The following is a 25,217-nucleotide window of genomic DNA, read 5'->3' as shown; positions in this document are numbered from 1 at the left end:
AATACTTTCATATTAAAAAAATAAAAATAAAAGGATTTTACTTGATCAAATGTTATTTTTTCATATAATGTAAAATAGAGGTAGGTTAAATGATAGTGGAAATGGAGTCAAGTGAATGTTAAGAGAAAAATTGAAAATGCAATTGATTTTACTTTATGAAAAGGAACAAGAAGCATGGCAATACTTTAGAAAGGAAAGAGAACTGATTTATCATGAGCTCAAATTACTTGATATGAAAGAGAGCAGACCTTCTAATGACAAAATATACTACGCAGCAAGGTGTGTAGATATTATTAAAGAAAAAAAGGGAAGCATCGTGAGCACAAAAGAACTAAAAGAACAGCTTCAAGCTCAAACAGATTTCAATGTGAGACGAATCAGCGAATTGTATGATCTCATTCAACAGCTCGATCCTCACATTTCTAAAGCACGCCGGGGATGTTTTATTTACGAAGATCATACCCAAGTACCTCTACAATCTTTTCACACATAAAAAAATTGGTTACAGCCGCCGGCCATAACCAAATCCTCTAATATCTATTATCCACCACTTACAGGAGGAATGAGTGCAACAGTGTCCCCGCTACGCACTTCAGCATTTCCCCTCGTATATATTTCGTTGACTGCAACCATCACGTTTTGTGCAGTATCAACACCATATACCTCCTGTAATTCTATTTTAATCTCATCAACCGTTGTTTGATCTTTTTGAATGATGATTTGTTGTTTACCGGCCTTCTCAGCAAGGCCGGCGAACAATAATACGCTAATCATGCCGCTTCCCTTCTTTCTCGTTAAGTTGGAGAGTACTAGGTTTTCCTTCCGGGTATGAAACGGTTTCAAGCTGATCACCTATCCAAGCCTCTCCATCTTCCCAGTATTCCTTTTTCCAAATAGGAACTATTTCCTTTATTCGTTCAATCGCATATTCATTGGCTTCGTATGCAGCTTTCCGATGAGGTGATGAAACAGCTATTGCCACTGCAATGTCACATATCTCAAGAGTGCCAATACGATGCACAATAGCAGCTTCTGTATCGGGCCAGCGTTTTTTTATTTCTTGTCCAATTTGACTCAACATATTTTCCGCCATTGGTATGTATGCTTCATATGTTAAACGCAGCGTTTTTTTGCCATTTGTCCATTCTCTTACCGTGCCTATGAATGTCGTAATGGCTCCCGCTTTGCGTCTTGTGACATGCTGAATCAATTCATTCACATCAATTGGCTCTTTTGTGATCTTAAAAAGTTCATTCATACAAGGCTTCCCCCTTCAATAAATTAAAAGCAAATGTGATCCCGCGCTTATCAAATGCTGAAAACACAGGAAACGGGTATTTCTCAGTGAATTGTATTTCTTTATTGAAATAAATGGCTGCTTGTATATGAGAAAGTGTTGAAAGATCAATGAGTTCCTGTTCGTCTTTGACACACAGGATTTTGCGGTAAGGCGCCTGTTTGTATCCTTCGATCAAGACGGCATCTAAAGGAAGATGCTGACACATGTTGAGTAGTTGTGCGAATGTCATGTGCCCTATGAAAAAGTGACATTCACCTTCTCCCTCCACACCTGCGGCAAATGCACCCGCTTGAACATATCGATCCGTATCTTTTTGTTTGAACAGACGGTCTGGCTTTCCGCCATGTCCGTGATGTTTGAAGCAGCCTAGCTGCATTTCTTCTTCATCCGCCAGCTGACATAATTTTTCGATCAGCGTCGTTTTACCACTATTTTGATAGCCCACGACTTGTAGAATGTTTAATTTGTCATCCAACATGGAGCACCGCCTTCGTGGTGAAATAGCAGAACGCTGACCTGGTCACCTGCACTAAACCCTCTTGTTCCTCCGGGCAATACAATGAAACAATCAGCATGAGCAATCGATGTCACAGCACTAGATTTATCAAGACCTGTTGGCGTCACACTCAGCTGACTGCCAGTGAAATCAAGTGATGCTCTAACAAATCGTGTGAACGGATTGGCTTTTGGAAAATCATGTGTCAGCTTCGCCTCAGAAAAAACGGGAAATGGATTTTCTTTCAAACACCATTTATAAATGATCGGTTTGACAAATAGTTCAAAGCCAACAAAACAGGCAGCTGGATTTCCTGACAGCCCATAAAGCAATTGACCATTTGGCAACGCCGCAACGGTCGTCACACTTCCAGGTCTCATGGCCACTTTATTAAACAACACCTCTGCACCTAGTTTTTCATAAATAGCAGGTAAAAAGTCAAAATCACCTACCGATACACCGCCTGTTGTGATGAGCATATCAACTTTGCTTAAGGCTGCTTTTACTGCTTCATAGCTTTGATCAAAATCATCGGATACACCGCCTAAATCAAGCGGTTCTCCTCCAGCTTCAAGAACCTGGGCGTACACCATACTTAGGTTACTATTTCTAATTTTACCGTCCACCATGGCATCACTTACTTGTAGGAGCTCGGTACCTGTTGAGATGATACCGATCACCGGTTTTTTGGCGACTGGCACAACCGCATACCCGAACGTTGCCAATATCGCCGTCACGCCTGGGGTTACTTTTGAGCCTTTTTTGATCATGACGTTCCCTTTGAGGGTCTCTTCTCCTTGCCGAGAAATATTGTCACCCTTTTTCAGAGGTCTTTTAAGTGACATCATTGATTTGCCGTCTTTTTTAAACGTTTTCGTCAATTCGAGCATGATCACAACATTTGCTCCTTTTGGAATCTTCGCTCCTGTCATGATGCGAATCGCTTGAAAAGGGCCGATCGTTTTTGCAGAAACAATACCTGCCCCTATATGATCAATGACCTCAAATTCAACCGGATGCTCGCTCGATGCATCCTTTGTATCTTCTGCTCGAAGTGCAAAACCATCATACGGAGAACGATCAAAGGCAGGAACATCGTGATCTGCTAAAATATCCTCTGCAATCCATCTTCCAAGGCTGTTCTTTAAAGGAACCCATTCGACTTGTCCATGTTTTTGAAATTGGTGGACTTTCTTTACTGCCTCTTCTACTGGAATTGGCTGTCGTCTTTCCATCACTTCTCACTCCTATATGCCTAGCAGTCTTGCTAGTAATGAATTGGCTACTTTTTCATCATTTGTCCCATGGATTAATACACGTCCTCCTTTAAAACAAACGATACGGTGTCTTTCATAGCGTATATGAATTAAAAAATCGTTCACTTCCACCTCACAAATAGAGGACAGACGCTCTTTTACATGCTGAAATGAAAGGTTTTCTAAATCCTTAGATATGATTTGAACGGTGTCACGTCCGCAAAGAACCGCTGTTTTTTTGCGCTGTTCCTGTAAATATGGATACGTTCTATTTGTGCCGCAAGATGGACAACTTTCCTGCTTCGTAAGAGATACATCCATTTTAAACGAAGACGACTGCCACAAATCAAACGTGACAAACTTTCGCTCCATTTGCTCTTCATGCCCTGTTAAATATTTTAATGCCTCTGTTTGCTGATAAGCCGACACCATTTGGACAGCCGGAGAAATAATACCAGCTGTATCACATGTCAAACCCCCAACAGGCACTGAGGTAAACACACATGATAAGCAAGGTGTTTTGCCCGGCAAAATGGTCATATACATTCCCTGACTGCTCACACAGGCACCGTAAATCCAAGGCGTATTTGTTTCTAAGGATAAGTCATTCATCACCATTCTTGTCTCAAAATTATCAGTCGCATCAATGACGATATTTGCTTTTCGGAATAAAGGTCTTAACAGCTCTACTCCTGCATCTTCAATAATGGCGTGTATGGTCACTTCATGGTTGATCTCTTCGAGACGTTTTTTCGCCGCTGCCGCTTTTGGCACATGCATCTTTGCATCGTGTTCAGTGTACAGCTGCTGCCGCTGTAAATTTGAGAATTCGACATAATCACGATCTACAATCGTCAAAGTACCAATTCCAGATCGGACAAGCCCTTCAGCAGACGCTGTTCCAAGTGCACCAGCTCCAACAATAAGGACATGACTTTCGGCAAGCGCAGACTGCCCTTTTTTCCCTACCGGAGGGAACAAGATTTGCCTTGAATATCGCTCGTTCAATATTGTTCTCTCCTCCTCGTTTTTATGTATCATATCATACCGTTTTCAGGTAAATCGCTTCTTTTATTGATATTGTGAAATTCATTTGGTGCCACGTTCAGTTCGTCGGCTGGAACAACCTGGACGTGAAGTTTTTGTAATAAATCTTTGATAGCTAATTGATTCTCTTTTAAACACGCAGAAATAAACGGAAGACTGCGGCGGTGATAAAGCGCAAATAACGGCTGTAATCTTCCCTGCACCATCGGAACCACAGCATCTACATGCTCATGGCAATAAGAAGATAAAGCGACGGCTGTCTCTTTTCGTATGAATGGCATATCACATGCCGTCACTAAATACCACTCTGCTTCTTGCTTTTGCATAGCGGTATATATACCTGCAAGCGGGCCATACCCACGCACCTGTTCATCATCTAACCAAACAGCTTGTTCCCCTCTTGCTTTGAAAAAAGGCAGAAGCTTAGGGTGACTGATGATGACGGTTTCCCCTTTCAAAAGTTGCTCTTTCACATGTTCATATAGTGGTTTCCCCTGATAGACATGACTTGCCTTTGGCTCTCCAAAACGCCTAGAAGCACCTCCGGCTAGTATCACATTCACTATTCTCATCATCTCATCCCCTTTGATATGGTTGTTCTAATCGCACTCATTTCGCATACTTTATTGATAACATGAATAAGGAGGGTCTACCTATGAACCGGCGCCATGCTTCTCCCCTATTCCATGATCTGTCTCAAGAAAATCTATTTTTAAAAGCTGAAACGGCCAAATATCAACAGATGATTTCAGATTTACAGTCCACGTATACCTATGCTAAAAACAAGAAGCTATCTCAAGAATATCATGAGATGAAAAAGGATTTCACTCAATTAAAACAACAATTGGATGAAATGACCATTGACCAAGACGAAGCATCATCTAAAATACAAGATCTCTCTTATAGCAAATCGGAATTATTACATAAAATCGTCCTTCTTCATGAAATGCTGCAAAAGGAAACCTATCATAGACGAAAAGAAACAGAGGAAAAGCACCGATTGCATTTGAAGGTTGTAAAATATAAAGAAATGTCTCAGCAACTACAGGAGCGATTACTAGACCAAGATAAACAGCTTGCAAAAGAGGAGAAAAAAGGAAATACTTTATCCGCCGTGATTGAAAAACTGCAGCAAACTCTAGGCGATAAAAACGCAGAGCTTCATTTATTACAAGAAGGCGTCCGGCATCTACAGGAGCGTTTTTATGAAACACAAGAAAAATTACTGCAAATCGAAAAAGCAAAAGAAGCCATTTTTTATGAAACGCTCACGAGCTACCAAAAACAGTTGGCCGAAAGCGAGGAATGGATCGCTTCTCATTTTGCTGATATCGACCAGTCAGCCCAAACAAATGCCGAGCCGTTCTCACAAGACCCTATTTTACAAACAACCGAAGAAATAGGACCGATTTTGAAGAAACTAAACGAACAAGTAGAAACGCTCCAGGCAAAAGTTGATGCGGTGCAGCGGAGTGGAGAGGTCATGACAGTGAAGATCGATGGATTTAAAAAACAGCGCGACAACATGCCCAAAGAACGAAAGATTGTCTATACAGTTGATCAAAAAAAGTGATTCATTCATCACGTACGCAAGAAAAAACTGCTGGCATTTACGCCCAGCAGTTTCTTTTTTATTTATTCGTCTTCTGTTTGAATGTCGCCTTCTAAAATATACTGTCCGCGATAAGGTTTCTTCACTTCTGGGTACATTTTAATTAAGCTTTGCATAAACGTTGTCATATTTGGAATTTCAAGACCGCTCTCTTTTTCAATCTCTTTTTGAAGTTCAGAGCTTTTAATCGCCGCATTATGACGCTTTAATGTTTTGATTGCAGCTTCACGAAGCTTAGCTGCCTTTGATCCAGGTCTAGCTGTGCCTCTTCTGCGTCTTGTAGATCCTTCAGGAATACCTACAGGTGCACCATTTAGCTGACCTGTTCCTAAAGATGATGTAACGTTTGACTGCGTTTGCGCAGGCTGATTGTAGCTTCTCATTTCTTGTGCAGCCAGCTCAGCTAATACAGGCAGTGAATCTGTTTTTCTCTCTGTACGTACTTCTTTTTTTGTATCTGTGACGAGACCTGTACCTTGACGGTCTAATTCTCTTAGTTTTGCGTAAATCGCATCTCGTTCAATTTGATATTCACGGATGACCTTTACTTCTGCTTCATTTAATTGTTCCAATCGTAAACGTAACGCTTCCCTCTCATTAAACAATGGATTTCCCCCTCATCATATAAAAAATATTCTATAGTAAATATTAGATTAGAAAACTAATTTTATCAACTATTTTTTTATCATTTTACAGTTTGCTATCAGATAGGTATTTCCAACTAAAATTTTGCCAAAGAAGAAAAATCGGCACCCATTTCATTGCCACTATAGGCTTTTGACCACCTTTAAAATATTGTAAAAATTTTGAATAAATGCTTATACTACTTGATTTATATAGTTATTTACCAAACTGAAATTTCTTTTGTGCAAAAACGTTCTGAATAGTAAAAAGTTAAAATCTTTACATTTTCATTTCAAAATAAAAATGTAAATAGGTCATAATACCTTTTTATTTCAGGAAATTTTTTTAATGAAATCCCTCATTTTCTCTTTTCTTAGGCATTCCACCTACAATCATATTCATCCAGTGCAATATGTCTCCTATTTTTCCCCATGAAAAAACCCCCATTCATGGGGGGAAAGCCTATTCTGCAGCCTTTTCAGACTCAGAAAGAACTCGATTGACACGTTTTTCAAGCATTTTCATACCGCTTCCGCCAGCTTGGAAGTGGCGTAAAGCACCTGTTTTATCGAATACATAGTAAGCTGGTACATATTCGTTCTCAAATGCTTCTGTTAATTTATGGTCGCTGTCTACAAAGATTGGCTGTGTGATTTCATGCTCATTTGCAACCTCTTTGATTTTTTCTAGATCAAGGTCATCCTCTGAACGTGGCATATGAACTGCGATCACGTTTAGTTGATCCTTGTATTCATCACGGAATTGGTTCACTTGCGGCATCGCCTCTTTACAAAGGTGACAGCTAACTGACCAGAAGTGGATCAATGTTGGTTTATCACCAATTAATTCTTCTCTTGTTACTTCTCCATTTAACCATTCTTTTGCACCAGTTAGTTCCGGCATTGGTTGACGTAATTTCATTTTGAAGCGCCTCCATCCATTGTATGTCTCGAAACAAAAAAGTCTAACATCAGTTAGACCCCAGCATGTAGACAAACCCTCGCATTCTTTTTCGGTCCTGCGTGCTGGTACTCACGAATGTCACATTCGCTTCGCGCCAGTACTCGTTCTTCCTAGACTTCAAAGGTTTTCTATCACGCTGAAAAGAAGACAAAGGGCTAAAATCAAGTTCATTTTAGCCCTTTGTCAACAATCTGAAGGTCTAACACCCGTTAGACTGTTTCTTCAACTATCAATTAAAGTGTTTTTTGACCAGGTTTCCAGTTCGCTGGGCAAAGTCCACCAGTTTGTAATGCTTGAAGAACACGTAGTGTCTCATCTACATCACGACCGATATTGTTGTGGAATACTGTTTGATATTGAAGTTCGCCTTCTGGGTTAATGATGAATAGACCACGAAGTGCAATTCCTTCTTCTTCAATTAAAACACCGTATTCTCTAGATACTGTGTGGTTTGTGTCAGCAGCTAGTGGATATTTTAATTCACCAAGACCATTGTCTTTACGATCTGTGTTGATCCAAGCAAGATGCGTATGGATTGTATCAGTAGATACACCAATGATTTCTGCATCTAAATCTTCAAACTCATCATAACGATCGCTCATTGCTGTAATTTCAGTTGGACAAACAAAAGTGAAATCCATTGGATAGAAGAAAAGAACTGTCCATTTGTCATTCTTGATGTTTTCCTCTAAACTCACTTTACCAAATTCCTTATTAGCAAGTACTGCTTCCATTTCAAAACGTGGAGCTTGTTTTCCTACAAAACGCTCTGCCATATGTAAATCCCTCCAAAAATAATATCTTTATACAGACTTCTTAGCTGTATATAAAATGAGAATCAATAGGTTGAATTCTCATTTAGTTAATAACTTCACAAATATAATTATAATACTTAAGCGATTTTTAGTCAATATTAATTAATAATAAATTTAATTAACGATTTGTCACAATCTCTCGCTCCAACTATTAAAAGTTTAACATGACTTGCATAAGGGAACAAATGATTAGCTTCTCATTTCGCACATACATAGAAAGGTTTTGAAGATCATGAAAGCACTTGAACAAGTAGATTGGGTTTCCATCATCATGAATATCAGTATGATTTTTCTAAAACTCATTGCTATTTTTGTGATTTATTTTATCATCAGAGCGATTGGAAACAAGATGATTAAGCGTGCCTATTCAGCATTCTCTGAGAAGCACGATGTCTCTTTATCACGAGCTCAAACGCTGCAAAGTCTTACCTTAAATATTTTCGCCTACTTGCTGATTTTTATTCTAGTTGTGATGATCCTCGACTTATTTCACTATAACCCAACCGCCTTGCTGGCTGGCGCAGGTGTTGTAGGACTTGCCATTGGATTTGGCGCTCAGGGATTAGTGAGTGATATTGTGACAGGCTTCTTCATACTGCTCGAAAAACAATTTGATGTCGGCGAGTATATAACGGTTGCTGGTTTCGATGGGATCGTTGAACAAATTGGACTGAGAACAACACAGCTTAGAAGCTTTGATGGCACTCTTCATTTCATTCCGAACCGAAGTATACTGAATGTAAGCAATCATTCACGAGGGACGATGCAGGCACTCGTTGATATCGAATTATCCCCAGATGAAAATGTGGATCAGATGATCAGCACTTTGCAAACAGCCTGTGATGAAGTTCGTGAGAGCATGCCGCAAATCATCGAAGGTCCTCAAGTCGTTGGAGTGGAATCATTTGGCTCCTCATCCCTCGTCCTTCGCATCATTGCAAAAACTGAAACGATGGAGCAGTGGCGTGTCGAACGAATTCTGCGTAAAAAAATGAAAGACGTACTCGATCTAGCCAAAGAGCAAAAAGAACCAGGATATTAATATCCTGGTTCTTTTTTGTTAGTTTTATTGAACACGCTGTTCTACTTCTTGACAAATTTCATCAGCCGTCATACCTGACGCTGTAATAACAGATGCCTTTGTCGTTGTGTCTGAAATGCCAAGAACATTTGAATCTAACCCTGTGACCACATAACAGTCACACTGATCCATTTGCTGTTCATTTTGAATTCGTACGACATCATACCCTTTTTGCTTCAAAAGTTCTTCTACATCGGATAAAGATGGTTCTACACCAATTCTTGTCATAATCAAGAACACCTCCTGTTCATAAAGTGTACAGGAGACCATTTGATTATTCATTCACCTGCTTGCTTTTTAAAATAAGCCGTCATGACGTTCACAGCTGTTTCAATCGCATTTTCGTCAGGCGTGAGTTTTGCATGGTGCAGACCATATTCTGAATCTACCCCTAGCCAAAACATGAACCCAGGGTATTTTTTCAGCATGTAGCCGAAATCTTCTCCTGTCATCGCTTCTCTGCATTCAATGACGTTCGCAAGACCTTCTTCGGCTACATATGACATAAATTCTTCTGTCAAATCCTTTGAATTGTCCACTTCGTAATAAGATGAAGGGTATCGAACTGTCGCCTTGCATTCATAGCCAATTTCAATTCCCTTTGCAAGTGCTTCAATTCGTTTTCTCACCTTTTCCATAGACTCTGGCGAGAGCGTGCGAATGGTTCCATCAAGCTTTGCGTGCTGCGCAATGATATTTTGAGCAGTGCCACCTGTAATCGTGCCAACTGTAATGACGGCACTATCAAGAGGGTCCACATTACGTGAAATCACCGATTGCAGCTGCCCTACTAGTGCACTTGCAGCCACCACCATATCATTTGCTAAATGAGGGTATGCGGCATGCCCGCCTTTTCCTTCAAGATCGATCACAAGCTCACTCGTATTAGCAAATAATAGGCCCGGCTTTGTTGCAATCGTGCCGACTGGATATTCAGGTGCAATATGCAGCGCTGTAATAAAGTCTGGCGTCCACTTTTTTAGAACATCACTTGCAAGCATTGGTTCAGCTCCGCCTGGCCCTTCTTCTGCCGGTTGGAAAATAAATAGCAGATCTTCTTTGATTGGCTGATGCACGAAATGATCAATGATACCAAGAGCAATGGTCATATGAAGATCATGTCCACATGCATGCATGTAGCCTTCATGTACCGATTGAAATGGGTAGCCCGTTTCTTCAGGGATAGATAATCCGTCCATATCTGCACGATACGCAAAGACACGCGCAGGATTTGTCCCTTTTACTTTCACAAAAAGTCCAGTCCGCCATGTTTCCATCTCAATTCGATCTGTTGGGTACGATTCGAGATGCTTGATGAGGTAAGCTTGTGTTTTAAATTCCTTAAAACCAAGCTCAGGAATTTGGTGCAAATCTCTTCGAATGGATATTAATTGCTCACGATTTAACAAGTGAACTCGCTTCCTTTCCTCTATACGAATAAGACGTGGATATATCATCCACGTCTATGTCTTCAGCTGCGAATTGTGTCAATTAAAGCTGACGCAGTTCTTGTTTGATTTCAGTTTTACCTTTTGTTTTTTCATCAATGTCTTTGATTTTCTTTGCAGGTGTACCTGCTACAACCGTGTAAGGCTCGACATCGTTCACAACGATCGCTCCAGCTGCTACAACTGCACCTTTTCCAATTGTCACACCTTCTAAAACAACAGCGTTTGCACCGATGACAACATCATCTTCTACTACAACTGGCTTAGCAGAAGGCGGCTCAATAACACCTGCAAGAACAGATCCCGCACCGATATGACAGTTCTTACCTACTGTCGCACGGCCGCCAAGAACAACGTTCATATCAATCATCGTACCTTCACCGATGACTGAACCGATATTAATAGAAGCACCCATCATGATGACTGCATTATCGCCAATTTCCACTTGATCACGAATGATTGCACCTGGCTCAATACGTGCTTTGATGTTTTTCAAATCCAACATAGGAATCGCAGAGTTACGACGGTCATTTTCCACGACAACATCTTCAATTTTGTCTTTGTTTGATGCTAGAGCTTCTTGAATTTCGCTCCACTCACCGAAGACAACACCAGTGTTACCTGTGATAAATGTTTTTGCATGTTCACCAAATTCAATACCTTCTAAGTCCCCTTTAATGTAGACTTTCACAGGTGTTGATTTTGTACTATTTTGAATAAATGAAATAATTTCATTAGCGTCCATTTGTTTCATGTATGTATGTCCTCCTCTTAATTTATACTTCATTACTGTACCAAAGGAGAGTTTTAATGACAAGTGAAAGAATCGTCTGCGCCTTGGCAAATAAAACAAGCGGGCCTCTTTATCCCGCTTCTTGCTGGTGAAGATGAACAAATTGTCTACCAAAAGAAATCAATTCCTCTTCCTCGTTTCCTTCTGGATTCAGCTCAATTTTGATGGATGGTAGGACGATATCACCGCCCAGTTCTTTCACTTTTTCTTCAATTAAATCCACAGCTCCGCAAAAATGTTCATAAGATGTATCTCCAGAACCGAATACAGCAAATGCTTTACCCGTCAAATCCAGCTCTTCCATTTCCTCATATAGATCAATAAAATCATCTGGAAGATCACCATCTCCCCAAGTATATGCACCTAACAGAATGTGCGAGTAATCATGAAGAAGTTCAGCATCAATATCCATCGCTTCATGCCGGTCCACGCTAGCCCCAGCTTCCTTTAACCCTTTTTCGATTAAATCAGCCATTGCTTCTGTATTTCCTGACATTGTGGCATACACCAATAAAACTTTTTTCGTCACTTTTTCTTCCTCCTTATTAATGAATCAGTGCAGGTTCCTCATAAGGCCTGACAAACTTACTTTCATATAAACCCGCACAGAAAAAATTCTCCTTTTGATTGGCGACACGAAAACCATGCCCTTTGATCGTATCAAACCACTTGAGCTCTTTTTGCTCTATATCAAGCTGATACACCTTAGAAAATCCATGCTCGTCCTGTGAGGTGGTCACGTACACAATGCCGTTATCCTCTGACACATCCAAAAATGATTCCTCTCGCGCAAAAGCTTGTGATTGAATATCATGCAGCATATTTGTATGTAAGTCTAAAATTTGAACAGATCCTCTTTTCCCTTTTTTAGAGCCCATCGCACAGACAAGGAGGTGTTCCCCGCAAAGCAACATAGAAGCAGTCATTCGGTGCTCTTCTCTGTTTAGGAGAAAAATCTGTTCACTTTGCAAGTCATACACCCATATTCCTCCATGCACCTCATGAATCTGTGTTCCAATATAAAGATAATCACCGGCTACACATAATGAGCGAATCACAGGGGGCTGATTTACATGAGCAAATGGCTTCATAATTTCCCAGGAAATTCCGAAATCGGTTGACACATAAATACTATGCTTTCCATGTGCGCATACAAACCCATCTTTGCGTCCTGTAATAGACCAAACAACTGCATTTGTCGGAAAAGATGATAGCGCCCATGTGTGGCCCTCATCTCCTGATCGTATGACAGTTCCATTTTCACCAACACCGAACAAATACGGACCAATATAACTGATAGCGTGGATTTTATGCTTAAGCTTAAAAAGCTGCTGCCATCCGCCCTCCACACTGTAATGAAAAATACCTTCTCGTTTGACAGCAACAAAGTAGCCGCCACTTTTAGACGCAGCAACAGCTGTCGCACCTTTATGAAACATGATTTTCAACTCTTTTCTCAGACAATGATGCCCACGTTAAAAAGCTCGTTGCAAACTCCTCACAGCACGCCACATCTTCATCTGTATCTGGCGCAAGTTCCATTTTCAATGTTTCAGGAAATACGGATGCACCTGTCGATTTCAGCATGTCATGAAAGGTATGAACAGCCTCGCAAAACTTCGGATAACTGTAATCGCCTGATCCAAATACCGCCGCTTTGATGTGAGAAAGTTCAAGGGATGAGACCTCTTCATAAAAATCTTCAGCTTCATAAGGTAAATCACCGTCACCCCATGTGTAAGAGCCGATCATGACATAATCGTATGAAGAAAGATCTTCTGCACTTGTGTCGTCAAATTCCATCATCTCTGTCTCTATCCCTTTTCCTTCAAGCGTTTGTTTTAAGATCGCTGCCATATCTTCCGTATTGCCAGACATACTCGCAAATGCAATTAGTGCTTTCATCTATTGGTCACCTCATCTAAATGATAATCATTTTCAATTATTATATGTACACTTTAAATGATAATGATTTTCATTGTCAAATGTTTTATGAAAAGGTGCTGTTCAAAATACACATGACGTACATCAAAAAACCGCTCATTCCAATTGGAAGGCGGCTTTAATTGATCATCACTCTATCTCTTTGTGATGTACTCTTTTTTTATTTCTGAATAAAATATGGACCGCAATCGGTTTCGTGCGTCATCACAAATGTCCAATTTTCTTCCCAATCCATGACATACAGATCGCTATAGTCCATGTGTCCGTCTGTATATGGCAATTCCTTCACTGACAGGTCAGCGGCGTTTTCAAACAGATACGCTTCTTGAGTAAATTGATAAAAAAGAGTACATGTATGCTTTGATTGCTGATGAAAGGCGTTTATCGCTGCCTCTTTTTCAAGGCATTCAACTTTTCCCCAGCTACATAAGTGCCATAGGAAGCCATCCATTCCAATCTCTTTTTGTTCTTCTAAAGAAAGATGACTTGCAAAACGTCCACGCCATCTCTCGCGTAAATAAGTTCCCCACTTCGGTATATCCGTCTTCTTTTTTTGTTGATTTGTCATCATTTCTTCCAGCTTTCTTCTTTTTCAGTATGAAACATGTAAATCTATTAAAAACCCAATATCCTAAAAAAGCACCTCCTCTTCCAGAAGTACTTACACTGCCTCACTTTCAAGCATTTCTTTCACCACACCAACAAATGCTTGAACTTGTTTTAACTGAAAAGAGGCTTCATATCCTAACAGCCACGTGTCACGTCCGATTTGCTCTCCATTTGCGTCTACGAGCGGGGTTTTGTGTACGCTTTTCTCATGATCATATAGGGTGACCGAAGGCAAAATGGCGTAGCCGATACCGTGATAGGCCATTTGTTTACATGTCTCAATCTGGTCCACAAGAATCGTCTGTTTTGGCGACACTTTAAACTTTTGATGCCACCAGTGCTGAATTTCTTGATAATAGGTGCTATCACTTTTAAATTGAATAAACGGGCGTTCTGTCTCAATTAACTCATCCACGTCCTTGATGACAGAATCGACTAAATATAAATGATCGGTCATTAAGTATTCCTTTGTGCCCTTCCAATCAGGATTCCCGCGAATGATGCCGATGTGGACATGGTCTTCATACAGACTTTTAAGCATCTCACTGCTCCAGCCTGTCACAAGAGATACTTTGGCATTTGGGTATTTCTCGACATACCGCTTCAACACCTTTGGCAGCCAGTGCTGACCAATAATGGACGCAACTGCAAGCTTGAGTGTACCGTGAATGTCTCCTTCAAGCTCGTCAATTCTCTCTCGCACTCGATCCTGCTCAGTCGTGACCTCTTTGGCGAATTGAATAATCTGTTCGCCAGCTGAAGTGACTGTCAAGCCTTTTTGTGAACGAAAAAAGATTTTGGTTCCCCACTCTTTTTCAATCGTTTGCAGTCTTTGAGATAAGGCAGGCTGAGAGACAAAGAGCCGCTCTGAAGCCTTTCTCATATTCAATTCCTCACTAAGTACAACAAGCATATGTAACTCTTGAAGCTGCATGAACGCCCTCCTTCTCTTGATAAGTTTTTCTTATTTTATATAGTCATTATATAAATAATAGCTTATGAAGGCAAAAAAAATAAGCTGGGCTGCAGCTCATTTTTTTGCGGAATGAATGACCTCATTTAAGCGCTTTAATACAACACGCCGAGTGAAAATTCCTTCGAATACTTGCTCTTCATTTTCCACACAAACAAATCCATTATTCGTTACAGCGTGAACACCTTTTAAAACAGGATCCGTCGTTTTCAGTCTTGGAATATCTGATAGCATGACCTCTTCTACCTTCAATTGGTCGAGCTTTTCAAATTCAATTCGTTCTAAACCAAAGATTTTATCCATGATCATATTTGTTCCAATTAACCCGTGAAGGTGATAAGAAGCATCCAGAACAGGTATGGCTGTATATCCTGTTTTTGTCAGGACCAATAGGGCGTGCTCAAGATTATTTCCAATTTGAACGTGTGCCACTTTATCTGCATCAATCATATGCTCAGCTACTGTTGACTCAAGTAATTGAGCCGGTTCTATCTCTATCATGTTTCTTCGACCCCTTTTCTCTCAATCATCAATCATACATTCCCCTTTAACATTAAGCATAAACTAAAACGAATTTTGTCGAAAGATTTTTTTCTGCATAAAAAAGATACTCAGCGTAGAGTATCTAATAGAATGTTCAATCGATATTAATTCTCAAACCTTACTCTGTCATACAATGTGATCAATTTCTTATACGTATTGTCGTCGACATTTTTTGTTCCACATTCTATATCATTGATCTCACTGCTTAGTAATTCGACAGCATATTCCTGATTCAGTAATACGTTTAATAATAGCTTTTTCTCTTCTTCATTAAAACGATTTTCGATGACGCTCATTCAACATCAGGCCCCCTGTTTCATATATGCTTTTATATTGATTAGCAGGCGTTTGAATGTCTGCTTCCTCTCTATACAGCTAGAATAAGGAACTAGAATCGAATCGTCAACCGCACGTTTCGACAACGTTTGGAGAAAAATGACGGAATTTATTTTGTGTATCGATTGGCGTAGCAAAATGCTGCGTATGAGTCGGGTTTTATTTTTGCTTCAATTCCCATGGCTGTGATCATTCCGGTCATTTCCTGGATCAGCTCTTTTGTACTTCCTTTTTTGCCAATATCTAGATGGACTTCAAAACGAAGGTCTGCCCCTTCCTCAGCAAACGGAAGAAGCAAATCCATCAGTTCTGTTAAAGGTCCCTCAAGGATGTCTGCACATACCTTTTGGCTAAACGCTGTCTCTAATGAAATTTTTTCTCTAAGACTTTGTACAGGCCGATTCAACACTTGCTGCGTGAGACAGCCCCAAGCTCCTTTGCCGATCCGGTGAAGATGAATTGCAGTCATAAATGTTGTGACATTCTGATTGACCTGAGAGTCCGTACCAATTGATAGTACATAAACAGATCTCGGGTCTTTTTGAATAAAGTCTTTCATTCTCATGACAACATCAGAAAACGCTAAATGCTCTTCAGAAAGATTAAAGAAAAAAGAATCACTCACAGAAAGGAACTCCTTTTTAATGGTCTCTTATCCGAATATTGCACTGAATGATCATCTTCCATTTGTTCATCACTTATGAAGTGTATGCTTCCGCAATCAACGAAGGAATTCTCAGAAAAAACATTTCATACGATTCAGCTTAGGATTGTAGAAGCTCAAAAATCTCAATCGAAATCATATCAATGTTGTCAAATGGGAAAGTGTTTGGCTTATCCCCTTGTTGAAAAACAGTCAATTCAAACGTTTGATTCTTTTCGAAATACTTAACACTACAGATTTTCTCACCGTTCACTTCGAAATAACGCTGTGCCGGCTCGTTTGCAGCTTCTGCTGTCTCTTGAAGACTTTGCAGCCTTGTAATGATACCCATTAATTGTGACATTCTAAAAAAAGACTCCTTTCAAAAAAACAACTCAAGATGAACCCGTATTGATTATACACAAGTCCTACAAAGCATCATACCATAAAGTGTTCTCAGATGATATTTTTCCTCTTGAATTCAAAAAAAGAAAAAGAATCTGTTTTTTTATTTTGAGTCTTTTTTCTTATCTCATGCATCTTGTTTTTTATAAACCAGCCGATCTCATCAGGCGTTTCGCAATTTCGTCAAAATCTTCTTTTGAAATACCTGGAGCAAACTCTTCCGGCAAATCTCTATAATCTGGCACGGGTGCACCTTTTGGCGTGCCCTCAATAACTGTCAGCGGCTTTCCATCAATCGGATGGTTTCCTTTCCAAATTTGATTGATATCCTTATAATCCGTGTCACTAAATGTATACAGCTTTGTATGAACATTTTGATCTTCAAACTTTCTTGCAGAATCAAAGTATTTATTGTCGAGATTTGGAATCGGCAGCATCTTCCCAACATCTACTCCTGTCGCTACCTCAAGGGCTTTTGCATACGCCACAACATGTACGCCGCCTCTGACAAGTAAATAACCGATCATTTCTCTTGCCGTAGGGTGATCCGTCATTTCATATACGCGCATTTTATGCGTACGAGCTCCGCACTCTAGGAAGAAGTTATGAAGAAGATCCAGAATCAGATTACCACTTGAGAACACATTCTCACCTGTCCACGGCTTTGCCATGGAGTCAAACGGATAGCCTGTTTGTGCCGTTTGGATAAAATGCTGCGTATTTCGTTTATCAACAGCCGCTTTCATCGGGGTCGTATCTGGATCGCCCCCATGGGTGGTTCCCGTAATCATGAGATTGACTGCAGTTGTCACAAGCTCTACATGACCGAATTCTTCAGCTGTAATACTTGATACAAGATCATAAAATGGTTTGAGCTTTCGTTTCCCTCTAAAGTTAAACGATTGAAACATGTAGTTATTTAATGTGGACATTTCACCAAATTTTCCGCCGAGTAATTCTTGCACAGCCGCTGCACCATTTGCATCTGGGTGATCAGGCATTGGTAAATCAATCAGCAGCCGCTTGTCACGTTTGATCATGACTTTTCCCTCCTACTGTCTAACTATCATCATTTAAGGTGTATGGATGAATTGGGATGTCCTATGCATGAAGGGAATGATTGGCGCACAAAAAAAACTTGGCGGGGGTAGCGCCAAGTTTTTTGGATCTTGATCTGATAGAGGGGTTGGGGAACAGAGAGTAGCTTCTCTCTATAACTAAATGATAATGATTATCAGTTTCATTGTCAACCATTTTTTCTATCTTTTTTCTAATAAAAAAAACAGCCATGACGGCTGTTTTTAAATTAATCCTTCCTGCTCATATAGATAAGCATACGGAAGATCTACAAACAAATACACGTCTCCCTCTAACGGATAAGAAAACGTACGTATTCGTTCTCCAGTTTCTAAATCACTGTAGATATCGCTGAAGAATCCTTTTCCGCTAATTCTCATTTGAAGAATATTCGCTAGAAAATAAGGGCGCCAGCTCCAGTTTTTCTCTATATACTCTGGCTGAAACAGCCATTCTTTCTCTTTCTTAAACACATTCCCAGTGATTTGAAACCCTTCTTCATTACACATATAAATGCGAAAGCTGCAATCGGTTAGTTCATGTGCCAGTTTTTGTATAAGTTCATCATTTGTGCTGCATGATTTTTTTAACGTACTGACGGCTTGATGTATTCGTTTATAAAAGGTTTCAGAATGTTCATAGACAGCTTGGAGTTTCTTTTTCTCATGGGCAATGAATTGCTGAAATTCTTCTTTAAGCTGTTCTTTTCGTTTGTTCCGGTCAATTAATTGTGCCGCAGGCTCGTGAAGATAGAAGCCTTGAAAATATCTTCCGCCATTTCTCCATGCATATTGCAGCTGAAAATTCGCTTCAATGTCTTCATAGATTAAAGCCGCTCCTATTTTTCTTGCAAGAAGTGAAATGCTGTATAACACATATTCATAGGAAGGAGATGGAGACGAAGCTCTTAAAGCCTGTAGATCTATTTTTAATAGATCAGGTGAAAGCAGAGCAATCCGGTCAAGATTGCTGCTTTCTTTTCCTATATTAGATACGGCGATTTTGATCCCATATGTACGATAATACGTTAACGTATGGTAAAGCTGTTCAATGTCGCCGCTAAACGTATGTTCAGTAATTTCAATGACAAACCGGCTAAGCTGAATACCCTTTGCTTCATATTCTTTTAAAAGTTCTAAAAAACTTTCGCCATGATCAAGCATGAGGACGTTCGCATCATGATTAATAAAGATGAGCAAATCTTCATCTGCGGTTGTGAAGAGATCAAGCGCTTGACTTAATACTTTGTGATCTACTTCCAATTTATATTCGTCAGGAATAGATGAATCCGTAAAGAAGGAGCCTAGACTAACTGTTCCCGACTCAAGCTTCATTCTTCCAAGAATCTCATAGCCTATCACTTTTTGTTCCTCCGCACTGAAGATCGCTTGATAGTGCGGGAAAACATCTTCAATATTCGTTAAAATATCCAATGGATCGACCATTTTCATCACCTGCTTCTCTCTTTGTGTGATTATACCATATCAAAAGCAGGTCTTACACGGTCATTCAAAATGGTGATTGGTTGAGCCATTGCCCCCCATCCATCGTGATACAATCTCCATTCATATAAGATGCATGCTCAGATAATAAGAAACTCGCAAGTTCTGCAATTTCTTCTGGTGTGCCAAGTCTACCGAGCGGAACACTATCTAATGTTCTTTGGGCAGCCTCTTCTGATTCCCACAGTTTATCTGCACCACCTGTTCTTTCAATTGGCCCCGGCGCAATGGCATTTACGCGAATGCGATATTGCTTTCCCCATTCGACTGCAAGCGTTCGGGTAAGCGACAGTACGCCTGCTTTTGCGGCTGCTGAATGCGCTACACCAACACCAGCCCCCCATGCATATGTGGCGACCATGTTGATCATACTTCCGCTTTTCTTTTGACGAATCCAATAGTTGCCCACTGCATGGCTGCAAAAAAAGGTGCCATTTAGCACAATATCTATGACCGCTTTCCAGCCGTTAGGAGAAAGTTTTTCTGCTGGAACTAAAAAGTTGCCTGCTGCGTTATTAATAAGTGCATCCACATCACCAAATGTATCTACTGCAAACTTCACCATTTGATCAGCATCTTCTGGATGTCGCACGTCCATTTGAAAATAAGCGATCGAACCACCTTGCTGTTTGATTTCATTTGCCGTTGTTTCAAGGGTCTCTTCTGTTCTTCCAGTAATCAAAACATTCCAGCCCCCGAGTGCCAAATGAGTCGCCATCGCCTTTCCCATTCCGCTTGATCCCCCTGTGACAATCACTGTTTGCTTCGTCATTTGTTCTCCCCCTTTGTGGTTTTGAATGACTATTCATTCATTATCCGTCTATCATATCATGATTTCCCCTCCATGCACCATATGGGAGATTCATCAAAAATCATGCTATACTTAATTTTATTTTTAAAGGAGACTTATATGAAGCAACTTTCCCGCAGGCAGTTTTTAAAAGGAGCAGCTGGTGCGAGTATTCTCGGACTTTTGGCGACCACATCCGGTTATGGCTATGCTCGGTACATTGAGCCGCGCATGATCGACACCGTATCACTCACTATTCATGATGCTCAGCTACCGGCTTCTTTTGACCAATTTAAAATTGCGCAATTTAGTGACGTTCATTTAAGTGATACATTCCCTGCAAAAGATTTAGAGACTGTTGTCCAAAAGATCAACGCTGCATCTCCCGATCTCATTGTGTTTACAGGTGATCTTGTTGATTTTGAATCATCGATTGAAGAACATGAAAAAGCCAAAGCCTCTTTGTCTAAGCTTGATGCTCCGTTTGGAAAGTTTGCCATATGCGGAAATCATGACTACGGACCATTTGGCATTGATCTATATGAGGAAACGATGAAAGCTTGCGGTTTTACATTATGTAAAAATGAAGTATTTCACTTAGAAAAAGAAGGCGGACGCATACAGATTGCTACACTGGATGATCTCATGATGAGTATGCCTGATTACCATTTCATTAAACGAGAAGTCTCTTCTGATCTCTTTACGTTATTGCTTGTGCATGAGCCTGATGCCGCACTAGAGCTTGAAACAATACCTATTAACTTGCAGCTTTCTGGGCATACGCATGGTGGTCAAATACAGCTTCCTTTCTATGGACCGATTCTCACAGCACCTTTTGGGCGTACATATGTCGAAGGCTTATACGGTAGTTATCAGCACCGTATCTATGTCAACCGCGGGCTTGGGACAACTAGACTGCCGCTTCGGTTTTTAGCCAAACCTGAAATCACTTTTTTCACCTTAACATCTCACGTGTAAAGAGAAGCCAAATCACCTTTTCCTGCATATGTATAAACAAAGATCATTCTCATGACAAATGTTAGGAGAAACCTTACTGGGCCTGATCCCGTCCATATAGTATATGTGAGGCGGGGATCATGGCTTCTTTTATTTGAGTAAAAGGAGTGTGCTTTCGTGCTGCGATACACGGTAAAAAGTGGAGAAACACTTGCTTCTATAGCACTTGATTTTCGAACAACGACAGATGCTTTAAAGGCTGCAAATCCGTCACTTCAAGCCCGCGAGCCAGAACAAAATGAAGTCATCATCATCCCTGGGTTACCGGATCCTAACACGATCCCTTACCGCATATCTGTGTCAATTTCAGCGAAACGTCTCGTGCTGTTTTCTGGATCACAACTCTTGCGATCATACCCGATTGCAACCGGCAGAATATTAAACATGACACCGACAGGTTCTTATTATATTGTCAACAGACAGCCAAACCCAGGAGGTCCCTTTGGCGCCTATTGGCTGAGCCTTTCAAAAGTTCATTACGGCATCCATGGAACGAATAACCCGTCTTCAATTGGTAAAGCTGTGTCTAGAGGGTGCATTCGCATGTACAATCAGAATGTCATCGAACTTGCTTCAATAGTTCCAAATGGAACACCTGTGACCATTAGCCAGTAGGAGAAATCAATTGTACGAATGGTTAAAATTTTATATGATAGAAAGTGGGATCTTCAGGTTAAGGAGCGTATTTATGGATATTTTTAAAAACAGAAATTTTGTTCGTCTCTTTTTTGCAGCACTTGCCTCGCAAATGGGGACAACAGTAGGCAATATGGCGTTTGCCTTTTATTTGCTCGATCATTTTAGTCATCAGCCCGCTTACGCCACTTTAGCAGAGCTAATGTATTCACTGCCTACGATCTTTGTCTTTTTTATGGTCGGTGTGGTCGCAGACCGTTTTGATCGTAAAAAAGTCGCAGAGAATTGTGATTGGATACGAGCTGGGCTGACGATCGTTTTATTTATCGTCATTTATTTTAATTCACTGCCGCTTATTTTCTTGATCTTGTTTATACGAAGCGCCATTACGAAATTCTTCTATCCAGCTGAAGCCTCTCTCGTTCAGGCCATTTTAAATAAAGATCAATATGCAAAAGCGGCTGGTTTAAATCAGATGCTATTTAGTTTATTTATGGTATTTGGTGTTGGAATTGGTGCCATTATGTATAAAACGATTGGACTTCACGGTGCCATTACCATTGATTTGGTCAGTTTTATTGTTTCTGGTATTCTCATTCGATCATGCAATATTCCAATTGAAGCACGACAGCCAAATGGACAAGCAGGCTGGAAAGGCATGACCGTTAAAACGTCTCTAAAAGATTTTAAAGAAGGCATTCTCTATATTTTAAAAAATAAATTATTGGCTTCTTTAATTTTCGGCTTTTTTGTTTTCGGTCTTGTGAATGGCGCATTTGCCGTTCTTCCGATGTTTACAATGAAATACGGTCTTTCACCGGACCATTTTGAACTGCATACATCCTTTTTTACAATCGCGATTGGTGCCGGACTTCTAGTTGGAAGCTTACTTGGCTCTATTCTTGCGAAAAAGGTAAAAATGCAATATCTCATGTCGATTCCAATTCTAGTTGCAGGTATTTTAATTTTTGTCCTTGGTTCTACCCATACATTATGGTTATTTTATGTCACATCATTTGTCATTGGTACATGTATTGGTCCAGTCAACATTGTCATTGGAGGCTGGCTCCCAAGAATTGTTCACCCTCGTCTGATGGGACGCGTATCAGGGTGGGTTGATCCGCTCACCATGTTTGCACAATCAATGACGCTAGGTTTAATTGCCGTGTTATTTCCAAAGCTCATCACCAATGTTTCTTACATTTATTACGGAATGGGTATTATTATTTTACTCGTTTTCCTTTTTTACTTCATTACACTGCCAAAGTTCAGCAGAGAAGCTGCCGACTTAGATGTACAGCGTGAATTAAAAGGGCAAGGAGTACAATAGATGAAGCAAAAAGGGCTAAAATATACATTATTTTAGCCCTTTTTCTTCTTTTCAGCGTGATAGAAAACCTTTGCAGTCTAGGAAGGACGAGTAATGGCGCGGAGCGAATTTCACATTCGTGAGCACCAGCACGCAGGACTGACAAAGATTGCGAGGGTTTGTCTACACGCTGAAAGGACTTTCTTCTATAGAAAGTCCTTTTTTCATGGGTGTAACATAAACGACGATTATTTTTTCTGCTCATGGAAATGATTCGAAGCAAAATGAACGATTCTATCGACTGTATAAATGCTGATAAATAAGATGATAAAAAGAAGAAAAGGATGAATCGGCCGATCATCTACCATGTACACAATGCCTCCAACGACAAAAGCGACCAATAAAGGCGTTAAAATATCTTTCAATCTAAACCGTCCTTTCTGTTCTCATTGACTTTGATCTTCTTATCTTACAATCAATTTTCCTTTTTATGAAATAAAAGGAATGTTTATAAATGCAACATTTTTAATAAAAATTCTTTACAATATTGGAAGTTTTATAGTAATATAGTCAGGTTGGAGGTGAGGGGTATGCTAAAAAGCTATTATTTTATTCATACAAAAAATGATCAAGGACAATACGTTGTACATACAGAAGACTGCGCATTTTTAGGTGATGCAGCAAGTCGTACATTGATTGGTCTACACATGAACAGTGAAAGCGCCATGGATGAAGCCAAAAAAATGACGAGTGAAACTGATTTTAACGGCTGTTTTTACTGTGCTTATTCTAGCCATACGAAATAGTCCATGTTTTTAAGCCATATGTTCGACTTTGATTGTCTTGCATATGGTAGATTTTATCCGGCAATCCCGTTCTCATATAAGTCATCAACTACCCATTTATTTTAAAATAGGTAGTTATCTATGTTTAATAGTTCACTTTATATACATTTCACACATTCAATTTACCTTATCATCTATCCAATGAACCCAATTTCTTCTTTTCCCCTCTTATTTTAGGCTGGTATAATGCCATGAATAATATCATGTATACAATACACGCTGTCCCTATCCACTGGAAAAGACCAAATGGCTCTTTTAACCAGAAAACAGTGGTTATCACTGCTGCAAGGGGTTCGACACTTCCAATTAAGCTTGAGTCTTTCGGAGATAAATACTTCAAACTTTCGATGTAAAACCAAAAAGCGACCATCGTTCCAAATACAATGACAAATAATAAATAAATATACGCTTCAAAAGGTAATTGAGACAGATTCACCTTCCATGGAGGATGGATCAAGCTAAGGGCAGCTCCCCCTATAAGCATCGCCCAGCCAACAACAACAAGTGAATCGAATTGTTTTAACAGCTTGATTGGATATAACGTATAAAAGGACAATGCCACGGCTGATAGTATTCCCCAAAATACCGCGACAGCTGGAACAGTTAATGTGGAAACGGAACCATTCGTCAATAAGAGAAACATGCCAACCAAAGCCAATACGACCGTCAACATATCTCTTTTTGTAAAAGTGGATTGCCGGCGAAATACTAGATACACGATAATCATGACAGGTGCTGTATACTGTAGCAATGTAGCCACCGCAGCATTCCCATGATGAATGGACACCATATAAGTATATTGAACAGCTAACATGCCCATTAGTCCAAATATCAGCACTTGAATGGCCGTACTCTTCATTTTCAACACGCCAATCAATTGCGTGCGTTCTTTCGTCATGTAATGAACAAATAAAAGTAACCCGCCTGAAATGAGTAGCCTGACAGTGACCAGCCAATTGACGTCAATTCCATATTGCTGAAACAATTTTTGTGAAACGGTTCCTCCTACTCCCCAACAGATAGCTCCTATCAGTACAAGAAAAATTCCCTTTCTCCTCTTCATTTTTATTCTCCTCAATTCTAAAAAAATCATGATAATATAGTTGATAGTAGTTCAATTTTTTACATATTGATATATCAATTGAACATAAAA

Annotated in this window: 33 protein-coding genes; 7 read left to right on the top strand and 26 right to left on the bottom strand. The window is 40.0% G+C overall.

What is annotated here, in order from left to right; translation table 11 throughout:
• Positions 1-115: 115 nt before the first annotated feature.
• A complete protein-coding gene (locus MHB38_RS07315; protein ID WP_008345156.1) occupies positions 116-493 on the top strand; it encodes a Rok-like winged helix domain-containing protein in 378 nt (125 codons plus the stop codon).
• Positions 494-540: 47 nt separating this feature from the next.
• On the opposite strand, the gene moaD is transcribed toward MHB38_RS07315, so the two are convergent.
• The 6 genes from moaD to MHB38_RS07285 are packed head-to-tail and all read right to left on the bottom strand — an operon-like array spanning position 541 to position 4,671.
• On the bottom strand, positions 541-774 hold the full coding sequence (gene moaD / locus MHB38_RS07310) for a molybdopterin converting factor subunit 1 (RefSeq protein ID WP_008345159.1): 234 nt from the start codon (positions 772-774) through the stop codon (positions 541-543).
• Entirely contained in the window at positions 767-1,258 is a 492-nt protein-coding gene (locus tag MHB38_RS07305; protein WP_008345161.1) for a molybdenum cofactor biosynthesis protein MoaE, read from the bottom strand. Before MHB38_RS07305 ends, moaD begins: the two co-directional genes overlap by 8 nt.
• Positions 1,251-1,778, bottom strand: a complete 528-nt coding sequence (gene mobB / locus MHB38_RS07300) for a molybdopterin-guanine dinucleotide biosynthesis protein B (protein ID WP_129548265.1) — start codon at positions 1,776-1,778, stop codon at positions 1,251-1,253. The genes MHB38_RS07305 and mobB overlap by 8 nt, the downstream gene beginning before the upstream one ends.
• Entirely contained in the window at positions 1,760-3,034 is a 1,275-nt protein-coding gene (locus MHB38_RS07295) for a molybdopterin molybdotransferase MoeA (protein ID WP_203144297.1), read from the bottom strand. The genes mobB and MHB38_RS07295 overlap by 19 nt, the downstream gene beginning before the upstream one ends.
• A 9-nt stretch (positions 3,035-3,043) precedes the next feature.
• Positions 3,044-4,060 (bottom strand): MoeB/ThiF family adenylyltransferase, encoded by a 1,017-nt coding sequence (locus MHB38_RS07290; RefSeq protein WP_341002993.1) that lies wholly within the window; start codon positions 4,058-4,060, stop codon positions 3,044-3,046.
• Positions 4,061-4,089: 29 nt separating this feature from the next.
• Entirely contained in the window at positions 4,090-4,671 is a 582-nt protein-coding gene (locus MHB38_RS07285; RefSeq protein WP_207209281.1) for a molybdenum cofactor guanylyltransferase, read from the bottom strand.
• Between the two features lie 83 nt (positions 4,672-4,754).
• On the opposite strand from MHB38_RS07285, the gene MHB38_RS07280 reads away from it, so the two are divergent.
• On the top strand, positions 4,755-5,672 hold the full coding sequence (locus MHB38_RS07280; protein WP_008345172.1) for a hypothetical protein: 918 nt from the start codon (positions 4,755-4,757) through the stop codon (positions 5,670-5,672).
• Between the two features lie 62 nt (positions 5,673-5,734).
• Here MHB38_RS07280 and MHB38_RS07275 read toward each other — a convergent pair whose 3' ends face one another.
• The 3 genes from MHB38_RS07275 to ahpA form a co-directional block, all read right to left on the bottom strand.
• Positions 5,735-6,316: a Rok-like winged helix domain-containing protein gene (locus MHB38_RS07275; RefSeq protein WP_007498648.1), complete on the bottom strand. Its 582-nt coding sequence runs from the start codon at positions 6,314-6,316 to the stop codon at positions 5,735-5,737.
• A gap of 481 nt (positions 6,317-6,797) precedes the next feature.
• A complete protein-coding gene (locus tag MHB38_RS07270) occupies positions 6,798-7,256 on the bottom strand; it encodes a TlpA disulfide reductase family protein (protein WP_008345174.1) in 459 nt (152 codons plus the stop codon).
• A gap of 275 nt (positions 7,257-7,531) precedes the next feature.
• Positions 7,532-8,074 carry a biofilm-specific peroxidase AhpA gene (gene ahpA, locus MHB38_RS07265; RefSeq protein WP_007498654.1) on the bottom strand — a complete coding sequence of 181 codons (543 nt, stop codon included), beginning with the start codon at positions 8,072-8,074 and terminating at the stop codon, positions 7,532-7,534.
• 271 nt (positions 8,075-8,345) lie between these two features.
• Between ahpA and MHB38_RS07260 the strand changes: the two genes are divergently transcribed.
• Positions 8,346-9,155 (top strand): mechanosensitive ion channel family protein, encoded by an 810-nt coding sequence (locus tag MHB38_RS07260; RefSeq protein ID WP_079919867.1) that lies wholly within the window; start codon positions 8,346-8,348, stop codon positions 9,153-9,155.
• Between the two features lie 24 nt (positions 9,156-9,179).
• Here MHB38_RS07260 and MHB38_RS07255 read toward each other — a convergent pair whose 3' ends face one another.
• The 15 genes from MHB38_RS07255 to fadH all read right to left on the bottom strand — a co-directional run bounded on the left by MHB38_RS07255 (position 9,180) and on the right by fadH (position 20,239).
• Positions 9,180-9,422, bottom strand: a complete 243-nt coding sequence (locus tag MHB38_RS07255; RefSeq protein ID WP_003211408.1) for a YkuS family protein — start codon at positions 9,420-9,422, stop codon at positions 9,180-9,182.
• Positions 9,423-9,472: 50 nt separating this feature from the next.
• Complete coding sequence (locus tag MHB38_RS07250; RefSeq protein ID WP_051005660.1) at positions 9,473-10,651, bottom strand: N-acetyldiaminopimelate deacetylase; 1,179 nt, start codon at positions 10,649-10,651, stop codon at positions 9,473-9,475.
• Positions 10,652-10,685: 34 nt separating this feature from the next.
• Complete coding sequence (gene dapD / locus MHB38_RS07245; RefSeq protein ID WP_008347987.1) at positions 10,686-11,396, bottom strand: 2,3,4,5-tetrahydropyridine-2,6-dicarboxylate N-acetyltransferase; 711 nt, start codon at positions 11,394-11,396, stop codon at positions 10,686-10,688.
• Between the two features lie 109 nt (positions 11,397-11,505).
• The gene (locus MHB38_RS07240; RefSeq protein WP_008347989.1) at positions 11,506-11,964 is read right to left on the bottom strand and encodes a flavodoxin; all 459 of its coding nucleotides are present in this window, start codon (positions 11,962-11,964) and stop codon (positions 11,506-11,508) included.
• Between the two features lie 16 nt (positions 11,965-11,980).
• Positions 11,981-12,874, bottom strand: a complete 894-nt coding sequence (locus MHB38_RS07235; RefSeq protein ID WP_008347991.1) for a WD40/YVTN/BNR-like repeat-containing protein — start codon at positions 12,872-12,874, stop codon at positions 11,981-11,983.
• Positions 12,864-13,340 (bottom strand): flavodoxin, encoded by a 477-nt coding sequence (locus MHB38_RS07230; protein WP_017367153.1) that lies wholly within the window; start codon positions 13,338-13,340, stop codon positions 12,864-12,866. Before MHB38_RS07230 ends, MHB38_RS07235 begins: the two co-directional genes overlap by 11 nt.
• Before the next feature lie 199 nt (positions 13,341-13,539).
• The gene (locus MHB38_RS07225) at positions 13,540-13,947 is read right to left on the bottom strand and encodes a DUF4275 family protein (RefSeq protein ID WP_017359420.1); all 408 of its coding nucleotides are present in this window, start codon (positions 13,945-13,947) and stop codon (positions 13,540-13,542) included.
• A 93-nt stretch (positions 13,948-14,040) separates the two neighbouring features.
• Positions 14,041-14,922 carry a LysR family transcriptional regulator gene (locus MHB38_RS07220; RefSeq protein WP_007498669.1) on the bottom strand — a complete coding sequence of 294 codons (882 nt, stop codon included), beginning with the start codon at positions 14,920-14,922 and terminating at the stop codon, positions 14,041-14,043.
• Between the two features lie 96 nt (positions 14,923-15,018).
• Positions 15,019-15,462, bottom strand: coding sequence for a cyclic-di-AMP-binding protein CbpB (gene cbpB, locus MHB38_RS07215; RefSeq protein ID WP_007498671.1), 444 nt, complete (start codon positions 15,460-15,462; stop codon positions 15,019-15,021).
• Positions 15,463-15,608: 146 nt separating this feature from the next.
• Positions 15,609-15,800 carry an antirepressor AbbA gene (gene abbA, locus MHB38_RS07210; protein ID WP_008347999.1) on the bottom strand — a complete coding sequence of 64 codons (192 nt, stop codon included), beginning with the start codon at positions 15,798-15,800 and terminating at the stop codon, positions 15,609-15,611.
• A gap of 149 nt (positions 15,801-15,949) precedes the next feature.
• Positions 15,950-16,465 (bottom strand): ribonuclease H-like YkuK family protein, encoded by a 516-nt coding sequence (locus MHB38_RS07205; RefSeq protein ID WP_008348001.1) that lies wholly within the window; start codon positions 16,463-16,465, stop codon positions 15,950-15,952.
• A gap of 139 nt (positions 16,466-16,604) precedes the next feature.
• On the bottom strand, positions 16,605-16,847 hold the full coding sequence (locus MHB38_RS07200) for a YkuJ family protein (protein WP_003212254.1): 243 nt from the start codon (positions 16,845-16,847) through the stop codon (positions 16,605-16,607).
• Between the two features lie 184 nt (positions 16,848-17,031).
• A complete protein-coding gene (locus MHB38_RS07195; protein WP_007498675.1) occupies positions 17,032-17,928 on the bottom strand; it encodes a manganese catalase family protein in 897 nt (298 codons plus the stop codon).
• A 261-nt stretch (positions 17,929-18,189) separates the two neighbouring features.
• Positions 18,190-19,410 carry an EAL domain-containing protein gene (locus MHB38_RS07190; protein ID WP_076822023.1) on the bottom strand — a complete coding sequence of 407 codons (1,221 nt, stop codon included), beginning with the start codon at positions 19,408-19,410 and terminating at the stop codon, positions 18,190-18,192.
• Between the two features lie 64 nt (positions 19,411-19,474).
• Positions 19,475-20,239: a 2,4-dienoyl-CoA reductase gene (fadH, locus tag MHB38_RS07185; RefSeq protein ID WP_046527698.1), complete on the bottom strand. Its 765-nt coding sequence runs from the start codon at positions 20,237-20,239 to the stop codon at positions 19,475-19,477.
• 138 nt (positions 20,240-20,377) lie between these two features.
• Between fadH and MHB38_RS07180 the strand changes: the two genes are divergently transcribed.
• The 3 genes from MHB38_RS07180 to MHB38_RS07170 all read left to right on the top strand — a co-directional run bounded on the left by MHB38_RS07180 (position 20,378) and on the right by MHB38_RS07170 (position 23,240).
• Entirely contained in the window at positions 20,378-21,235 is an 858-nt protein-coding gene (locus MHB38_RS07180) for a metallophosphoesterase (RefSeq protein ID WP_017359422.1), read from the top strand.
• A gap of 156 nt (positions 21,236-21,391) precedes the next feature.
• The gene (locus MHB38_RS07175; protein WP_008348009.1) at positions 21,392-21,889 is read left to right on the top strand and encodes a L,D-transpeptidase family protein; all 498 of its coding nucleotides are present in this window, start codon (positions 21,392-21,394) and stop codon (positions 21,887-21,889) included.
• Positions 21,890-21,962: 73 nt separating this feature from the next.
• Positions 21,963-23,240, top strand: coding sequence for an MFS transporter (locus MHB38_RS07170; protein ID WP_017367146.1), 1,278 nt, complete (start codon positions 21,963-21,965; stop codon positions 23,238-23,240).
• A gap of 227 nt (positions 23,241-23,467) precedes the next feature.
• Here MHB38_RS07170 and MHB38_RS07165 read toward each other — a convergent pair whose 3' ends face one another.
• Positions 23,468-23,644, bottom strand: a complete 177-nt coding sequence (locus tag MHB38_RS07165) for a hypothetical protein (protein ID WP_189337190.1) — start codon at positions 23,642-23,644, stop codon at positions 23,468-23,470.
• Positions 23,645-23,809: 165 nt separating this feature from the next.
• Here MHB38_RS07165 and MHB38_RS07160 point away from each other — a divergent pair, with 165 nt between their 5' ends.
• Entirely contained in the window at positions 23,810-24,025 is a 216-nt protein-coding gene (locus MHB38_RS07160) for a hypothetical protein (protein ID WP_008348016.1), read from the top strand.
• A gap of 169 nt (positions 24,026-24,194) precedes the next feature.
• On the opposite strand, the gene MHB38_RS07155 is transcribed toward MHB38_RS07160, so the two are convergent.
• Positions 24,195-25,127 (bottom strand): DMT family transporter, encoded by a 933-nt coding sequence (locus tag MHB38_RS07155; RefSeq protein WP_046343420.1) that lies wholly within the window; start codon positions 25,125-25,127, stop codon positions 24,195-24,197.
• Positions 25,128-25,217 lie beyond the last annotated feature (90 nt).

It is taken from the genome of Bacillus sp. FSL K6-3176 (assembly GCF_038003325.1).
Classification (GTDB): domain Bacteria; phylum Bacillota; class Bacilli; order Bacillales; family Bacillaceae; genus Bacillus; species Bacillus altitudinis.
This window is presented reverse-complemented; position numbering and strand designations above follow the sequence as displayed.

What these genes read in the sequence shown, in the direction of transcription:
- MHB38_RS07315 (WP_008345156.1), top strand. Translation starts at nt 116, where the DNA reads ATGTTAAGAGAAAAATTGAAAATGCAATTGATTTTACTTTATGAAAAG.
- moaD (WP_008345159.1), bottom strand. Translation starts at nt 774, where the DNA reads ATGATTAGCGTATTATTGTTCGCCGGCCTTGCTGAGAAGGCCGGTAAA.
- MHB38_RS07305 (WP_008345161.1), bottom strand. Translation starts at nt 1,258, where the DNA reads ATGAATGAACTTTTTAAGATCACAAAAGAGCCAATTGATGTGAATGAA.
- mobB (WP_129548265.1), bottom strand. Translation starts at nt 1,778, where the DNA reads ATGTTGGATGACAAATTAAACATTCTACAAGTCGTGGGCTATCAAAAT.
- MHB38_RS07285 (WP_207209281.1), bottom strand. Translation starts at nt 4,671, where the DNA reads ATGAGAATAGTGAATGTGATACTAGCCGGAGGTGCTTCTAGGCGTTTT.
- MHB38_RS07280 (WP_008345172.1), top strand. Translation starts at nt 4,755, where the DNA reads ATGAACCGGCGCCATGCTTCTCCCCTATTCCATGATCTGTCTCAAGAA.
- MHB38_RS07270 (WP_008345174.1), bottom strand. Translation starts at nt 7,256, where the DNA reads ATGAAATTACGTCAACCAATGCCGGAACTAACTGGTGCAAAAGAATGG.
- ahpA (WP_007498654.1), bottom strand. Translation starts at nt 8,074, where the DNA reads ATGGCAGAGCGTTTTGTAGGAAAACAAGCTCCACGTTTTGAAATGGAA.
- MHB38_RS07260 (WP_079919867.1), top strand. Translation starts at nt 8,346, where the DNA reads ATGAAAGCACTTGAACAAGTAGATTGGGTTTCCATCATCATGAATATC.
- MHB38_RS07255 (WP_003211408.1), bottom strand. Translation starts at nt 9,422, where the DNA reads ATGACAAGAATTGGTGTAGAACCATCTTTATCCGATGTAGAAGAACTT.
- MHB38_RS07250 (WP_051005660.1), bottom strand. Translation starts at nt 10,651, where the DNA reads ATGATATATCCACGTCTTATTCGTATAGAGGAAAGGAAGCGAGTTCAC.
- dapD (WP_008347987.1), bottom strand. Translation starts at nt 11,396, where the DNA reads ATGAAACAAATGGACGCTAATGAAATTATTTCATTTATTCAAAATAGT.
- MHB38_RS07235 (WP_008347991.1), bottom strand. Translation starts at nt 12,874, where the DNA reads ATGTTTCATAAAGGTGCGACAGCTGTTGCTGCGTCTAAAAGTGGCGGC.
- MHB38_RS07230 (WP_017367153.1), bottom strand. Translation starts at nt 13,340, where the DNA reads ATGAAAGCACTAATTGCATTTGCGAGTATGTCTGGCAATACGGAAGAT.
- MHB38_RS07225 (WP_017359420.1), bottom strand. Translation starts at nt 13,947, where the DNA reads ATGACAAATCAACAAAAAAAGAAGACGGATATACCGAAGTGGGGAACT.
- MHB38_RS07220 (WP_007498669.1), bottom strand. Translation starts at nt 14,922, where the DNA reads ATGCAGCTTCAAGAGTTACATATGCTTGTTGTACTTAGTGAGGAATTG.
- cbpB (WP_007498671.1), bottom strand. Translation starts at nt 15,462, where the DNA reads ATGATAGAGATAGAACCGGCTCAATTACTTGAGTCAACAGTAGCTGAG.
- abbA (WP_008347999.1), bottom strand. Translation starts at nt 15,800, where the DNA reads ATGAGCGTCATCGAAAATCGTTTTAATGAAGAAGAGAAAAAGCTATTA.
- MHB38_RS07200 (WP_003212254.1), bottom strand. Translation starts at nt 16,847, where the DNA reads ATGTCACAATTAATGGGTATCATTACAAGGCTGCAAAGTCTTCAAGAG.
- MHB38_RS07195 (WP_007498675.1), bottom strand. Translation starts at nt 17,928, where the DNA reads ATGATCAAACGTGACAAGCGGCTGCTGATTGATTTACCAATGCCTGAT.
- MHB38_RS07190 (WP_076822023.1), bottom strand. Translation starts at nt 19,410, where the DNA reads ATGGTCGATCCATTGGATATTTTAACGAATATTGAAGATGTTTTCCCG.
- fadH (WP_046527698.1), bottom strand. Translation starts at nt 20,239, where the DNA reads ATGACGAAGCAAACAGTGATTGTCACAGGGGGATCAAGCGGAATGGGA.
- MHB38_RS07180 (WP_017359422.1), top strand. Translation starts at nt 20,378, where the DNA reads ATGAAGCAACTTTCCCGCAGGCAGTTTTTAAAAGGAGCAGCTGGTGCG.
- MHB38_RS07170 (WP_017367146.1), top strand. Translation starts at nt 21,963, where the DNA reads ATGGATATTTTTAAAAACAGAAATTTTGTTCGTCTCTTTTTTGCAGCA.
- MHB38_RS07160 (WP_008348016.1), top strand. Translation starts at nt 23,810, where the DNA reads ATGCTAAAAAGCTATTATTTTATTCATACAAAAAATGATCAAGGACAA.
- MHB38_RS07155 (WP_046343420.1), bottom strand. Translation starts at nt 25,127, where the DNA reads ATGAAGAGGAGAAAGGGAATTTTTCTTGTACTGATAGGAGCTATCTGT.